The sequence below is a fragment of the Saccharomonospora piscinae genome, from assembly GCF_005862235.1.
Classification (GTDB): Bacteria; Actinomycetota; Actinomycetes; order Mycobacteriales; family Pseudonocardiaceae; genus Saccharomonospora; species Saccharomonospora piscinae.
This window is the reverse complement of the sequence record NZ_VCEK01000002.1, coordinates 106762-120478: the sequence shown is the minus strand read 5'-3', so window position 1 is coordinate 120478 and position 13717 is coordinate 106762. Positions and strand designations below refer to the sequence as shown.

The following is a 13717-nucleotide window of genomic DNA, read 5'->3' as shown; positions in this document are numbered from 1 at the left end:
GGAAAGACCGCGCGGTCCGCCAGGCCACCGCCGATTCCGATGCGCGTCGAGTCCGGTGAGGACGGTCGTGGTTAGCGCGCCGTCGCCACTGCGACCGCACTGGCGCACCGGGCGCACCGCTGTCCGCGCTCACCGTCAGAGTCCTTCGTCCTGGCGCGTGGCGTGCGATTCTGCCCCGAAAGTGCCCGTTCGAGTCGCGGTTGTCCACAGGCCGCTGAGGTTGGCGTTGTGGGGGTGGCCGGTGCCGGGGGAGTCTGGCGATGTGGCTAGGGAGTCACGCCGAACAGGACAAGGAGGGGGAGACATGAGCACTGAGCTGGTCGACCGGGTCAAGGCGCGACTCGCGGGCTCCGACGAGGCGACCGATCCCCGCGTCGTGGCCGAGGCGGTGCGCGCCGAGGCCGGTGGCGTCGCGGGGCACCTCGACGTGCTGGCCGCGCTGAAGCTGCTGGACGACGAACTGGTGGGCGTGGGGCCACTGGAGCAGTTGCTCGCCACGCCGGACGTCACCGACATTCTCGTCACCGCACCGGATCAGGTGTGGATCGACGGCCCCGAGGGGTTGCGCAGGACCGGCGTACGGTTCCCCGGAGAGGAGGCCGTGCGTGCGCTCGCGCAGCGACTGGCGCTCGCGGCGGGCCGCCGCCTCGACGATGCCCAGCCGTTCGTCGACGGGTGGTTGCCGGGTAGCGGGTCTGCGGGCCGGGTCCGGTTGCATGCCGTGCTTCCGCCGATCGCGGCCGACGGGACATGCCTGTCGTTGCGGGTCCTGCGTCCCGCCAGCCATGATCTCCGCTCCCTACGGCGCCTCGGGACCGTCGACGACGCCGGGCTGGCACTGCTGGACGCGCTCGTGAGGGCGAGGCTCGCGTTCCTGGTCTCGGGGGCCACGGGCTCGGGCAAGAGCACGCTGCTCGCCGCCCTGCTCGGAGCGGTGGACCCGGCGGAGCGTGTGGTGTGTGTGGAGGACGTCGGCGAGCTCCAACCCCGGCACGCACAGTTCGTCCGGCTCGTCGCACGACCATCCAATGTGGAAGGCGCGGGGGAGGTGACGTTACGGGAACTCGTGCGCCAGGCCCTGCGGATGCGGCCGGACCGGTTGGTGGTGGGCGAGGTGCGGGGACGTGAGGTGGTGGAACTCCTCACCGCACTGAACACCGGACACGACGGGGGTGCCGGGACCGTACACGCCAACTCTCCCGCCGAGGTACCGGCACGACTCGAGGCGCTCGCCGCGCTGGGCGGTCTGTCCCGGGAGGCACTGCACAGCCAACTCGCCGCGGCGGTGCAGGTGGTGCTGCACATGCGTCGTGAACCGTCGGGTCGGCGGGTACTGGCCGAGATCGGGATGGTGCGCCGGGAGGGTCACGTGGTCCGCGTCGAGCCCATGTGGCGGCCCGGGGAACGGCTCCGCAGGGACTCGCCGCTGACAGCCGCCCTGGTCTCCGGTCGTGATGCGTGCCGGGGCCGCCGGGCCGATGCCGGGAGAGCAGCGGCGTGCTGACCCCGGCTCTGCTGGCCACCGGGCTGACGCTGTGGCCCGCACAGCCGGGCGTTCGCCGGTTGGCGGGCCTGCGTGACGGGGCATCGTCGGGCCGCGAGAAAGTGCGGTACACCCCCCGTCTCGGGCGGATGGCGGCAGTGGTCGCCGCGCTGGCTTGCGTACTCGTCGCCGGGATCGCCGTCACGATCGGGGGCGGATTTCTCGTGGCCGCCGTGCTGCTGCACCGGCGTAGCCGAATGCGGGCGCGGGAGACGGTGCTGGCCTGCGACGAACTGGCCGCGTCGGTCCGTGGTGTGGTGACGGAGATTCGGGCCGGAGCGCACCCCGTGGCGGCCGTCGAGGCCGTGGCGCGGGAGGCGCCAGCCTGGCTGGGGCGACGATGGCGAACGCTCGCGGTTTCGGCGCGTCAGCGCGGCAGCCCGACCGGCCTCCGCCGCAGTGACGAGAAGGCGCCCGGTCCCGGAGCGGTGCAGGCCGACCTGGTGTTCGCGCGGGTCTCGGCGGCGTGGTCACTGTCCACCCGGCACGGTATCCCGCTGGCGGAGGTGCTCGACGCGGTCTACCGGGATGTCGAAGCGACGGCCCGGTCGGCCCGCGGGCTCGATGCTCGACTGGCGGGAGCGCGGGCGGGTGCCGCGGTACTCGCCTGCCTTCCGGTGGCCGGGCTCGCACTCGGGGAGGCCATGGGCGCCGGACCGGTCGGCGTCTTGCTGGGGATGCCCACGGGCTCGGTCCTGTTCGTGGCCGGGGCACTGTTGCAGCTGGCCGGTGTCGCGTGGACCTCGAAACTGACCGGGCGGGTTCTCCCGTGACGCACGCGAGCGTGCCGCTGCTGGTGATCGCGGCGGTGGTGTTCGCAGCGCCGATGCTCGGCGTGCCCCGGTCGCGGGCGCGGCTGAGGAGGATCAGGAGCCTCACCGTGAGCCCGGTGTGCCCCGCGGCCGTGACCGGCGTACGACCGGCCGAGACCGATCCAGCGCTCGTCGTGGACCTGCTCGGCGCATGTCTGCGCGGAGGGCTGCCCGTGGCCACGGCGGTGGACGCGGTCGCGGCGGGCACGGGCGGACCGGTCGCCGACGTGTTGCGCCGCACCGCCAACGCGCTGGCGGTCGGGGCGGATGCCGAGACCGCGTGGAGCCACGCCGACGGGCACCCGGACACCGCGGACCTCGCCCGTGCGGCACGCCGTACCGCGTCGTCCGGCAGTGCGCTCGCCACGCAGGCCTTCGCACTCGCCGACCGCGTTCGGCGTGCGGAAGCCGACCGCGTCGAGGCCAGGGCGCAGCGGGCTGGCGTGCTCGTCGCGGGCCCGCTGGGGCTCTGCTTCCTGCCCGCGTTCCTGTGTCTAGGGGTGATCCCGGTCGTCCTCGGTCTTGCTGACCGTCTCGCCGTCACGCCCTGACACGCCACCTCCACTCGCACGAAAGGACAACCCATGTTGCTTCAGTTCCGCCCGCGCACACTTCGCCGCCGGGAAGCCGGGTGTGTACCGGACGGCGGAATGTCGACGGCGGAGTACGCCGTCGGCACCATCGCCGCAGCCGCGTTCGCCGCGCTGCTCTACGCGGTCGTCACGGGCGACTCGGTGTACGACGGGCTCACCACCCTGGTCGAGCAGGCGATCGCCGTGGACTTCTGAGTGCCCGCGCGGGTCGTCGTACGGCGTCGGGTGCCCGGCGACCGGGGCAGCGTGACGGTGGAAGCGGCCATCGCGTTGTGCGCGCTGGTCACGGTCGTCGCTCTGGTCATCGCCGCCTTGGGTGCCGTGGGCACACAGCTGCGCTGTACCGATGCCGCCACGCAGGCGGCGCGTGTCCTGGCACGGGGTGCGCCGACGGCGGAGGCCGAGCGTCTGGTCGGTGCGCTGGCACCCGGCGGAGCGACGATGACCGTGCGGCGCGGCGGGAACGCCGTCGTCGTCCGGGTCAGCGTCGATGCGGCGGGTGGGTTGCTGCCCGGCGTCACCCTCCGAGCCGAAGCGCACGCCCAGTGGGAACCCGGTGTTACCCGCGGTGATGCACATGCCGCCGCCAGGAGGTGAGCGGGGCGGCGGCGCGGACCGCGACACCGGGCTCGCGACGGTGTGGGCCGCCGGTGCCGTGGCAGCGCTGTTGGTGGTCGCTGGGATCGTCTGGACGCTGGGAGTCGTCGTGGTGACAAGGCACCGACTCGCCGGGGTGGCCGATCTGGCGGCGCTCGCGGCGGCGGGGCGTGCCGAGGCCGGCGTGGAGGTGGCCTGCGCGCGGGCCGAGGAACTCGCCGAGGGGATGGCGGCCCGGCTCACCGACTGCGCCCTCGACGGCTGGGATGCCCGCGTGGTCGTCGTCGCGCCCGTGCGGGGAGTCGCCGGGCTGGGCGGCACCGTCACGGCCAGGGCGCGAGCAGGGCCGGTTCTCCCTCATCGGTGAGCGGACACCGGCCCGCTGGCCCTCGCCGCGAGCAGCGGTCGTTCGGCTGCGACGAGCGGTAGGGCGGACGGAGCCGAGCCGGTCGCCGGGGGGTGTCGGCAGGGTGTGGCGGTCTTGGGTGCCCTCCGGCGCGCTGGCCTCGCACCCGGTCCGCGAGCCCCGAGTTCGACGACCGGTGCCGTCAGCGGGTCGGCCGGTTCGGCGCGCATGGTGCGGCGGTGCTCGCTCGTCGTGCATCGGATGCCGGTTGCCGAGCCGGTGGTTCCCGCAGTGTGCAAGTTGCCGTTGAGTGAGATGCAACACCACGACCCCTGGCGGTCAATCCCGAGGAGGCTCGAGTACAGATGTTGGACACCGAATGGCCGGACAGCTGGCGTGCTGCCTTTCGTATCGAGCTGCGTGCCGAGGCCATCGGGCTCGCGTGGCGCGGTTGGCCCGTGATCCCGGGCACGTATCCGGACAGTGAGACTTCAGCGGCGGCGGGCGCCCCCGGCGAACCCCCGAACGGTCCGTGGGTGAAGCCCGCTCCGGCGCACGGGGACTGGCAACGTCGGCTCGGTGCTCATCCGCAACAGGTCGCCGCATGGTGGACGGGAAGGCCGTACAGCCTCCTGGTCGCTACCGGGGTGACGGTGGACGCGGTGGAGGTCGACGATCACGTGGGTCGGCGTGCCGCCGTGTTGCTGCGAGCCACGGGGCAGCCCGCGCCCATCGTCGCGATGCCGAACGGCCGTTGGCTGTTCCTGACCGGTGTCGCCGACCGACTGCCCACGGCGCTGGCCGAGACCGAGGGCATCGAGTGGCACGGCGAGGGCAGCTGGATTCCCCTGCCACCCACCCCGTTCCAGCACGGCGTCGTTCACTGGCGGGTCAAGCCCGACGTCTGGGGATGGCGCCTGCCGAGAGCCGAGGTGGTCCACGACGTGCTCGTGCGCGCCTGTGCCGGATCGCCGACCGCGCCGGTGGGCGCCGACACTCACCCGGCGCTGTCGGCCGGTACCTCCGCGGCCTGAGCGTCATCGTGGCCGTGCCCGGCCGCCGTCCCGACGGTGGCCAGAACGATGTCCAGCACGGCCACCGCCCCAGCCTTGTCCAGCGGTTCGTTGCCGTTCCCGCACTTGGGCGACTGAACGCAGGACGGGCACCCCGCCGGGCACTCGCAGGCGGTCACGGCCTCCCGCGTGGCGGTGAGCCAGGGGACGAAGGCGTGAAAACCGCGGTCGGCGAATCCCGCGCCTCCGGGATGTCCGTCATGCACGAACACCGTTGCCTCCCCGGTGTCAGCGTGCGCCGCGGTGGACACGCCACCGATGTCCCACCGGTCACACGTCGCGAACAGCGGGAGCAGCCCGATCGCCGCGTGCTCGGCGGCATGCAGGGCGCCGGGGACGCGCGCCGGTTCTACGCCGGCGCCCCCCGGCCCCCTGCGCCGGCCGCACAACAACTCCTCGTCGACCGTGTACCACACCGCCCGGGTGTGCAGGACCTGCTCCGGAAGGTCGAGTGGCACGTGGTCCAGCACCTCGCCCGACGGCAGTCGTCGCAGGTAGCCCACCACCTGTGACGTGACCGCCACCTGACCCAGGTTCACCGTCACACCGCCGAAGGCCCGGCGTTCCACGGTCTCCAGGACCTCGATGTCGACCACGTCCCGTGCCGAGGTGCTCCACTCCGGGTCCTCGCGGTGTACGTACGCGATGCCGTGTTCCAGATCCAGCTCGTCGACCACAAAGGAGTCGCCCCGGTGTAGATACACCGCACCGGGATGGACGGTCCCGCAGGCGGACCCGCCGTCCACCGTGCCGAGCAGTCGCGAGGTGTCGGCTTCCACCACGGCGATCTGCTCGGCGCCGGACCCGCGCAGGTCCACGTCGTGATGCGGGCGGTCGCGGGTCGTCCAGTACCAGCCGCTCGGCCTGCGGCGCAGCAGGCGGTCGGCCACGAGGTCGTCCAGCACCCGGCGGGCGGCGTCGCCGCCGAACTGCTCCAACTCGCCCGCCTTGAGCGCCGACTCGGCCGCCGCGCACGCGAGATGCGGAGCGAGGACGTACGGGTTGGCCGGGTCCAGCACGGCGGCCTCGACGGGACGCTCCAGCAACGCCTTCGGGTGGTGCGCGAGGTAGGTGTCGAGTGGATCGTCGCGCGCCACGAACACGACCAGCGCGTCGTCACCCGAGCGGCCCGCGCGGCCGGACTGTTGCCAGAACGACGCCAGCGTTCCGGGATAGCCCGCGAGCACCACCGAGTCCAGGCCCGAGATGTCCACGCCCAGTTCCAGTGCGTTCGTCGTCGCCACGCCCAGTAGCCGACCGTCCATGAGCGCCGACTCCAGCTCGCGCCGCTCCTCCGGCAGGTAGCCGGCCCGGTAGGCGGCGACCTTCTCGGCCAGCTCGGGTGCCACGTCGGCGAGAATGCGTTTCGCTCCCAGCGCGGTCAGCTCGGCACCGCGACGGGACCGGACGAACGCCAGCGTGCGGGCACCCTCGATGACGAGTTCGGCGAGGATGCGCGCCGCCTCGGCCCCGGCCGAACGTCGTACCGGAGCGTCGTTCTCGCCGGCCAGCTCGTGCAGCAGCGGCGGTTCCCAGAGCGCCATCGTGCGCGCACCGCGCGGTGAGGCGTCGTCGGTGACGGCCACGCAGTCGTCGCCGAGCAGTCGCGTCGCGAACCGCTCGGGCTCGGCCGTGGTCGCCGAGGCGAGCACGAACACCGGATCGGCGCCGTAGTGCCGGGCGATGCGCCGCAGCCTGCGCAACAGCAGGGCCACATGGGAGCCGAAGACACCCCGGTAGCCGTGGCACTCGTCGACGACCACGTACTCAAGGCCCCGGAAGAAGCGAGCCCAGCGGGAGTGCGACGGCAGGATCCCGCGATGCAGCATGTCGGGGTTGGAGAACACCCAGCGCGCGTGGTCGCGTACCCAGCCACGTTCACTCTGCGGGGTGTCGCCGTCGTAGGCCGCGGGCCGGACACCGTCGACGTCCATATCGGACACCGAGCGTAGCTGGTCGGCGGCCAACGCCTTGGTGGGTGACAGGTACAGCGCGGTGGCCCTGTCGTCCGTCGCGAGTCTGGAGAGCACGGGAAGCTGGTACGCGAGCGACTTCCCCGAGGCCGTTCCGGTGGCGACGACGACGTTGCGACCCGACCAGGCGAGGGATGCGGCGTCGATCTGGTGAGTCCACGGGCGGTCGGCGCCGGAGGCAGCGAGCGCGTCCCGGATCGTGGCCGGGACCCAGTCCGGCCAGGTGGCGTGGCGCGGTTCCCGCGCGGGAAGGTCGGCGACATGCGTGACGGGGTAGCGGTCCTGCGGCACGCCCGCGGTCGCGCGGTCCAGCAGCTGCCGCGCCCGGGTGGCCTGTCCCGCCGGGGTGGTGGTCACGGCCGCCCGCCCCGGAGGTGAATTTGTCGACTTGTCACTACATGCGTCACCTTCTGAGCTTCGCACATTCCGGTGATGTGACTGTGGACACACGGCGTGAGTGATCGGTTTCACACCGCGTTAACCCGTCTGCGGCCGGGGTCACTGTTGCCCGCCGGGGCCGCACTACCAATAGACTCCGCCGAACCACACCATTAGTGGTGTAGATCCCACTGTCAGCGTCGGCACACTCGGTCGGCATCCCCGGCAGGGAATCGGCGCAGGCAACAGGCGACGTCTCAGGAGGACAACGAATGTCCCGGCAACTCCTCGCGGAGAGCTCGCTGGAGCTCTCCGGAGGTGACTACGGCATCGTCGCCGTGGTCGCCGCGGTCGCCCTTGCAGCACTGGTCATCGGTTATCTCCTACTCAAAGAGGTGCTGGCCGCAGGCCAGGGCACCGAGAAGATGCAGGAGATCGCCAAGGCGGTGCAGGAAGGCGCGGCTGCCTATCTCAACCGACAGCGGAACACACTCGCCATCTTCGGTGTGGCGGTGTTCCTTCTCTTGCTCGTCCTACCGGCGGAGAACCTCGGCGAGCGCATAGGGCGGTCGGTGTTCTTCCTCGTCGGCGCGGCGTTCTCGTTCTTCATCGGCTATCTCGGGATGTGGTTGTCCACGAGAGCCAACCTGCGCGTCGCCGCCGCGGCGAGGGAACCCGAGGGCCGGGAGAAGGCCATGCGGATCGCCTTCCGCACCGGTGGCGTCGTCGGCATGTTCACGGTGGGGCTCGGGCTGTTCGGCGCCTCGGTGGTCGTGCTCGTCTACACCGGACAGGCCCCGAAGGTGCTGGAGGGCTTCGGATTTGGTGCCGCGCTCATCGCGATGTTCATGCGGGTCGGCGGCGGCATCTTCACGAAGGCGGCGGACGTCGGCGCCGACCTGGTCGGCAAGGTCGAGCAGAACATCCCGGAGGACGACCCGCGCAACGCGGCGACGATCGCCGACAACGTCGGGGACAACGTGGGCGACTGCGCCGGGATGGCGGCCGACCTGTTCGAGTCGTACGCGGTGACGCTGGTCGCCGCGTTGATCCTCGGCAGCGCGGCCTTCGCGACCACCGGCCACGGTCTGGTGTTCCCGCTGATCATCCCGGCGATCGGCGTCATCACGGCGGTCATCGGCATCTACATCACGCGGGCCAGGGCGGGCGAGAGCGGACTGACGACGATCAACCGCTCGTTCTACATCTCGGCAGCGATCTCGGCGGTGCTGTCGGCGGTCGCGTCCTTCGTGTTCCTGCCCGACTCGTTCGAGGGCGCCGACGGCAATCCCGCGGTGATCGCCACGCTCTCGGTGCTGATCGGAATCGTGCTGGCCGGGGTCATCCTGTGGCTCACCGGCTACTACACCGGCACCGAGCACAAGCCGGTGAAGGACGTCGGCAAGACCTCGGAGACGGGCCCGGCGACGGTGATCCTCTCCGGTCTGGCTCTCGGGTTCGAGTCGGCCGTGTTCACGGCGCTCGTCGTCGGTGCGGCGGTGTTCGGTGCCTACCTGCTGGGTGGCTCCGTGGCGCTGTTCGCGGTGGCGCTGGCCGGTACCGGGCTGCTGACCACGGTGGGTGTCATCGTCGCGATGGACACCTTCGGCCCGGTGTCCGACAACGCGCAGGGCATCGCGGAGATGTCGGGTGATCTCACCGAGGGTGAGGGCGTGCAGATCCTGACCGAGCTGGACGCGGTCGGCAACACCACCAAGGCGATCACCAAGGGCATCGCCATCTCGACGGCGGTGCTCGCGGCCACGGCGCTGTTCGGGTCGTACTCCGACGCGATCGGGCGGGCTCTGACGGACGCGCGGGCCACCATCGACGACGTGGGCGACGCGTTCGTCAGCAACATCATCGCGCCGAACACGCTGGTCGGTGTCGTGATCGGTGCCGCGGTGGTGTTCCTGTTCTCGGGGCTGGCCATCAACGCGGTGTCGCGCGCGGCCGGCGCCGTGGTGTACGAGGTACGGCGCCAGTTCAGGACGATCCCGGGGATCATGGAAGGCACCACGCGGCCGGAGTACGGCAAGGTGGTCGACATCGTGACCCGCGACTCGCTGCGGGAGCTGGCCACTCCGGGTCTGCTGGCGGTGTTCGCGCCGATCGCGGTGGGCTTCGGTCTCGGGACCGGGGCGCTGGCCGGCTACCTGGGTGGTGCCATCGCGACGGGCATGTTGATGGCGGTGTTCCTGGCGAACTCCGGCGGTGCGTGGGACAACGCCAAGAAGCTGGTCGAGGACGGTCACCACGGTGGCAAGAACTCCGAGGCCCACTCGGCCACGGTGATCGGTGACACCGTGGGTGACCCGTTCAAGGACACGGCAGGTCCGGCGATCAACCCGCTGCTCAAGGTTATGAACCTCGTGTCGCTGTTGATCGCGCCCGCCGTCGTGACGCTGTCGGTCGGGGAGAGCGCCTCGACCCCGATCCGGCTGGGTATCGCGCTCGCCTCGGTGCTGGTCATCGTGGTGTCGATCGTGGTGTCGAAGCGCCGGGGCTCGGCGATGACCGATACGCCGACGACCGAGAGCAACACCGCCAACGCCTGACCGGGCAGGCCACCGGGCCGGGCCGGGGTGATCACGGGCCATCGGGCCCGAGCCCCGGCCCGGCCCGGTCGTGTCCGGCTCTACAGTGCGGTTGGTTCGTTTCCGTGTTGCTCGTTCTCGTGGTGCGGAGGTCGGTGTGCGCCGGTTGGGCAGTGGCGTCGGTGTGGCGACGGTGGCGGCTGTCGCGGTGGTGGTCGTCGCGGGGTGCGCAGCGTCCTCACCCGCGCCGCGCTCCGACGTCGTCCCGTCACCCCCGGCCTCGGCGGCCCCTCCCGAGTCCGGCGACGCCGTGGCCTGGGCGGACGACTACTGCGGCGCGATGTCGGAGCTGGTGCGCTCGGTGTCGTCGATGCCGAGCGTGGACGCGAGCAGTCCCCGGCGGGCGTCGGAGACGTCGGGGGAGCTGCTGGACGTCATGGTCACCGGGTTGGAGCGCACACTCGACCGGCTGGGCGGCCTCGGCGCACCACCGGTGGCGGAGGCCGAGCGGCTCCGCCGGGACGCGGTCGAGCGCTACTCCGACATTCGCGACCGTGCGCAGAATGTGCTCGACGAACTCGCGGCGGCCGAGGGACCCGAGGCGAGACTGGACGCCGTGAGCGCGGTGAGCGCGCCGCTGGACGACATCGGCGGGCTCAACCTGCTGGAGGGGTTCGACACGGTTCCCGCGCTCGACCGCGCGAGCGGCGAGGCGCCCTCCTGCCTGCGGCTCACCGGGCCGGAGACAGGAGGGACACCGCGGTTCGCGACCCCGGGGTCGTGAATCCGGTCGTTTCCCCGGACCCGCCCGGGGAACCCGTCTCGATGCGCGGCGTCCGGTGAGTTCCGCTCGGGCCTACCGATGGTGTTCGACCGGTCACGCAGTGCCCCGGCCGACGGGGTGGCGGCGCACCGTGCTAGGTGTGGAGGGGAGGTTCTGACGACCTCTGCCCGTGTCGGGGAAATGCGCGCGTGCGCCGGTGTGTTGCAGCACCTGAGCGGACAGCGAGACCGCACGGCGTGCACACTGGCTGGTCGAACGAGTGAATTCATGAGCGAAAGAGCGGGACAGCGTGGCTGGATCGACACGGACGAAGAAAGCGGGCACGAACGGTGACGGTCGCCGGAGACTGGTGATCGTCGAGTCACCGACCAAGGCCCGTAAGATCGCTCCGTACCTCGGCGGCGACTACGTCGTCGAGTCCTCTCGCGGTCACATTCGTGACCTGCCGAGGGGGGCCGCCGACGTGCCCGCGAAGTACAAGGGCCAGCCGTGGGCGCGGCTCGGCGTGGACGTGGACAACGACTTCGAGCCGCTCTACGTCGTCTCCGCCGACAAGAAGTCGACGGTCACCGAGTTGAAGAGCCTGCTCAAGGACGTCGACGAGCTGTACCTCGCCACCGACCCCGACCGCGAGGGCGAGGCGATCGCGTGGCACCTGCTGGAGGCGCTCAAGCCGAAGGTCCCGGTGCGGCGCATGGTGTTCCACGAGGTGACCGAGCAGGCCATCCGCGCGGCGGCCGACGCCACCAGGGACCTCGATCCCGATCTGGTGGACGCGCAGGAGACCCGGCGAATCCTCGACCGTCTCTACGGCTACGAGGTCTCCCCCGTGCTGTGGAAGAAGGTCATGCCGAAGCTGTCGGCAGGGCGGGTGCAGTCGGTCGCGACCAGGGTCATCGTCCAGCGGGAACGTGAGCGGATGCGGTTCACCTCCGCGTCGTACTGGGACATCTCCGCGACGATGGACACGGGTGGTTCCGGTGACGCGGCGGCGCCCCGGTCGTTCCCGGCGCGGCTGACCGCCGTGGACGGGGCACGGCTCGCCACGGGCCGTGACTTCGGGCCCGACGGCAGGCTCAAGGAGCAGTCGCGGGACGTGCGGGTGCTGGGCGAGGTGGACGCGAACCGCCTGGCCGAGGCGCTGGCCGACCGTGAGTTCCGCGTGAGCAGCGTCGAGGAGAAGCCCTACACACGCAGGCCCTACGCGCCGTTCATGACCTCGACTCTGCAACAGGAGGCGGGTCGCAAGCTGCGGTTCTCGTCGGAGCGCACGATGCGCATCGCGCAGCGGCTCTACGAGAACGGCTACATCACCTACATGCGGACGGACTCCACGACGCTGTCGGAGTCCGCGCTGTCGGCGTCGCGGAGCCAGGCCACGGAGCTGTACGGCTCGGAGTACGTGGCCGACAAGCCGCGCCAGTACACCCGCAAGGTCAAGAACGCGCAGGAGGCCCACGAGGCGATCCGCCCCGCGGGCGAGGTGTTCCGGACTCCCGGCGCGGTGGCGGGGGAGCTGGAGACCGACGAGTTCCGGCTCTACGAGCTGATCTGGCAGCGCACCATCGCCTCGCAGATGGCCGACGCCAAGGGCACCACGATGTCGGTCAAGATCACCGGCACGGCCGGCAGCGGCGAGGAGTGCGTGTTCTCGGCGTCCGGGCGCACGATCACGTTCCCCGGGTTCCTCAAGGCGTACGTCGAGTCGGTGGACGCCGAGGCGGGCGGTGAGGCCGACGACAAGCAGAGCAGGCTGCCGAGGCTGGAGCGCGACCAGGCACTGACGGCGACCGAACTCTCCCCGGACTCCCACGCGACGTCTCCGCCCGCGCGCTACAGCGAGCCGAGCCTCGTGAGCAAGCTGGAGGAGCTGGGCATCGGCAGGCCCTCCACCTACGCCTCGATCATCAACACCATCCAGGACCGCGGTTACGTCTGGAAGAAGGGCTCGGCCCTCGTGCCCTCGTGGGTGGCGTTCTCGGTGGTCGGGCTCATGGAGCAGCACTTCGAGCGGCTGGTGGACTACGACTTCACCGCCGCGATGGAGGACGAACTCGACCGCATCGCCGCGGGTGACGAGCAGCGCACCGCGTGGCTGTCGCGGTTCTACTTCGGCGGCGAGATGGGCGTGGACGGGTCGGTCGGCAGGCAGGGCGGGCTGAAGAAGCTGGTCGGCTCGGGTGTGGAGGACATCGACGCCCGTGAGATCAACTCGATCCCGATGTTCACCGACGGCGAGGGCCGCCAGGTGTACGTGCGGGTGGGCCGCTACGGGCCGTACCTGGAACGCGAGGTCGACGGCCAGTCGCAACGCGCCAACCTGCCGGAGGACCTGCCGCCCGACGAGCTGACCGTGGAGATCGCGGAGAAGCTCTTCGCGACCCCGCAGGAAGGCAGGGTGCTCGGCACCGACCCGGCCACCGGCCACGAGATAGTGGCCAAGGAGGGGCGGTTCGGGCCGTACGTCACGGAGGTGCTGCCCGAGCCGGAGGAGCCCGCGGACGGCAAGAAGAGCAAGGCCAAGAAGGGCAAGCCCCGCACGGCGTCGCTGTTCAAGTCGATGTCGGTGCAGGACGTCACCCTCGACGACGCGCTGCGGTTGCTGTCACTGCCCCGCGTGGTGGGCACCGACCCCGACAGCGGTGAGGAGATCACGGCGCAGAACGGCCGTTACGGGCCCTACCTCAAGCGGGGCAAGGACTCGCGGTCGTTGTCCACCGAGGAGCAGATCTTCGAGATCACCGTCGAGGAGGCGCTCAAGATCTACGCCGAGCCGAAGCGGAGGGGTAGGCAGGCGGCGGCCAAGCCCCCGCTCAAGGAGCTGGGGGACGACCCGGTGTCGGGCAAGCCGATCGTGGTGAAGGACGGCCGGTTCGGGCCCTATGTCACCGATGGGGAGTACAACGCCTCGCTGCGCAGGTCGGACAGCGTGGATGACCTCACTCAGGAGCGGGCGGCCGAACTGCTCGCCGAGAAGCGCGCCAAGGGACCGGCGAAGAAGAAGAGCGCACCCCGGAAGAAGGCCGCGTCGGGCACGAAGTCCAAGAGCTGATTCTTCTCCCCTCGGACGGGTGCTCGATC

The 13717-nt window shown here is 71.1% G+C and carries 11 protein-coding genes; 10 read left to right on the top strand and 1 reads right to left on the bottom strand.

Features of this window, described 5'->3' with window-relative positions; genetic code table 11:
* Positions 1–304 precede the first annotated feature (304 nt).
* The 7 genes from FFT09_RS06055 to FFT09_RS06025 all read left to right on the top strand — a co-directional run bounded on the left by FFT09_RS06055 (position 305) and on the right by FFT09_RS06025 (position 4925).
* On the top strand, positions 305–1504 hold the full coding sequence (locus tag FFT09_RS06055) for a TadA family conjugal transfer-associated ATPase (protein ID WP_138382103.1): 1200 nt from the start codon (positions 305–307) through the stop codon (positions 1502–1504).
* Positions 1498–2316 carry a type II secretion system F family protein gene (locus FFT09_RS06050; RefSeq protein WP_138382102.1) on the top strand — a complete coding sequence of 273 codons (819 nt, stop codon included), beginning with the start codon at positions 1498–1500 and terminating at the stop codon, positions 2314–2316. Before FFT09_RS06055 ends, FFT09_RS06050 begins: the two co-directional genes overlap by 7 nt.
* Complete coding sequence (locus tag FFT09_RS06045) at positions 2313–2906, top strand: type II secretion system F family protein (protein ID WP_244231256.1); 594 nt, start codon at positions 2313–2315, stop codon at positions 2904–2906. The genes FFT09_RS06050 and FFT09_RS06045 overlap by 4 nt, the downstream gene beginning before the upstream one ends.
* A 33-nt stretch (positions 2907–2939) precedes the next feature.
* Entirely contained in the window at positions 2940–3143 is a 204-nt protein-coding gene (locus FFT09_RS06040; protein WP_024875428.1) for a DUF4244 domain-containing protein, read from the top strand.
* Positions 3144–3545, top strand: a complete 402-nt coding sequence (locus FFT09_RS06035) for a TadE family type IV pilus minor pilin (RefSeq protein ID WP_244231255.1) — start codon at positions 3144–3146, stop codon at positions 3543–3545. It abuts the gene before it with no gap.
* On the top strand, positions 3526–3912 hold the full coding sequence (locus FFT09_RS06030; RefSeq protein ID WP_138382101.1) for an Rv3654c family TadE-like protein: 387 nt from the start codon (positions 3526–3528) through the stop codon (positions 3910–3912). The genes FFT09_RS06035 and FFT09_RS06030 overlap by 20 nt, the downstream gene beginning before the upstream one ends.
* A 344-nt stretch (positions 3913–4256) precedes the next feature.
* Complete coding sequence (locus FFT09_RS06025; protein WP_024875425.1) at positions 4257–4925, top strand: bifunctional DNA primase/polymerase; 669 nt, start codon at positions 4257–4259, stop codon at positions 4923–4925.
* Here FFT09_RS06025 and FFT09_RS06020 read toward each other — a convergent pair.
* Entirely contained in the window at positions 4889–7294 is a 2406-nt protein-coding gene (locus tag FFT09_RS06020) for a DEAD/DEAH box helicase (RefSeq protein ID WP_138382100.1), read from the bottom strand. The genes FFT09_RS06025 and FFT09_RS06020 overlap by 37 nt on opposite strands.
* Positions 7295–7587: 293 nt before the next feature.
* On the opposite strand from FFT09_RS06020, the gene FFT09_RS06015 reads away from it, so the two are divergent.
* The 3 genes from FFT09_RS06015 (at position 7588) to topA (ending at position 13688) form a co-directional block, all read left to right on the top strand.
* Positions 7588–9873, top strand: a complete 2286-nt coding sequence (locus FFT09_RS06015; RefSeq protein WP_024875423.1) for a sodium-translocating pyrophosphatase — start codon at positions 7588–7590, stop codon at positions 9871–9873.
* Positions 9874–10009: 136 nt separating this feature from the next.
* Positions 10010–10636: a hypothetical protein gene (locus tag FFT09_RS06010; protein ID WP_138382099.1), complete on the top strand. Its 627-nt coding sequence runs from the start codon at positions 10010–10012 to the stop codon at positions 10634–10636.
* Between the two features lie 289 nt (positions 10637–10925).
* Complete coding sequence (gene topA / locus FFT09_RS06005) at positions 10926–13688, top strand: type I DNA topoisomerase (protein ID WP_138382098.1); 2763 nt, start codon at positions 10926–10928, stop codon at positions 13686–13688.
* Positions 13689–13717: the final 29 nt, after the last annotated feature.

What these genes read in the sequence shown, in the direction of transcription:
- FFT09_RS06030 (WP_138382101.1), top strand. Translation starts at nt 3,526, where the DNA reads ATGCCGCCGCCAGGAGGTGAGCGGGGCGGCGGCGCGGACCGCGACACC.
- FFT09_RS06015 (WP_024875423.1), top strand. Translation starts at nt 7,588, where the DNA reads ATGTCCCGGCAACTCCTCGCGGAGAGCTCGCTGGAGCTCTCCGGAGGT.
- FFT09_RS06040 (WP_024875428.1), top strand. Translation starts at nt 2,940, where the DNA reads ATGTTGCTTCAGTTCCGCCCGCGCACACTTCGCCGCCGGGAAGCCGGG.
- FFT09_RS06055 (WP_138382103.1), top strand. Translation starts at nt 305, where the DNA reads ATGAGCACTGAGCTGGTCGACCGGGTCAAGGCGCGACTCGCGGGCTCC.
- FFT09_RS06025 (WP_024875425.1), top strand. Translation starts at nt 4,257, where the DNA reads ATGTTGGACACCGAATGGCCGGACAGCTGGCGTGCTGCCTTTCGTATC.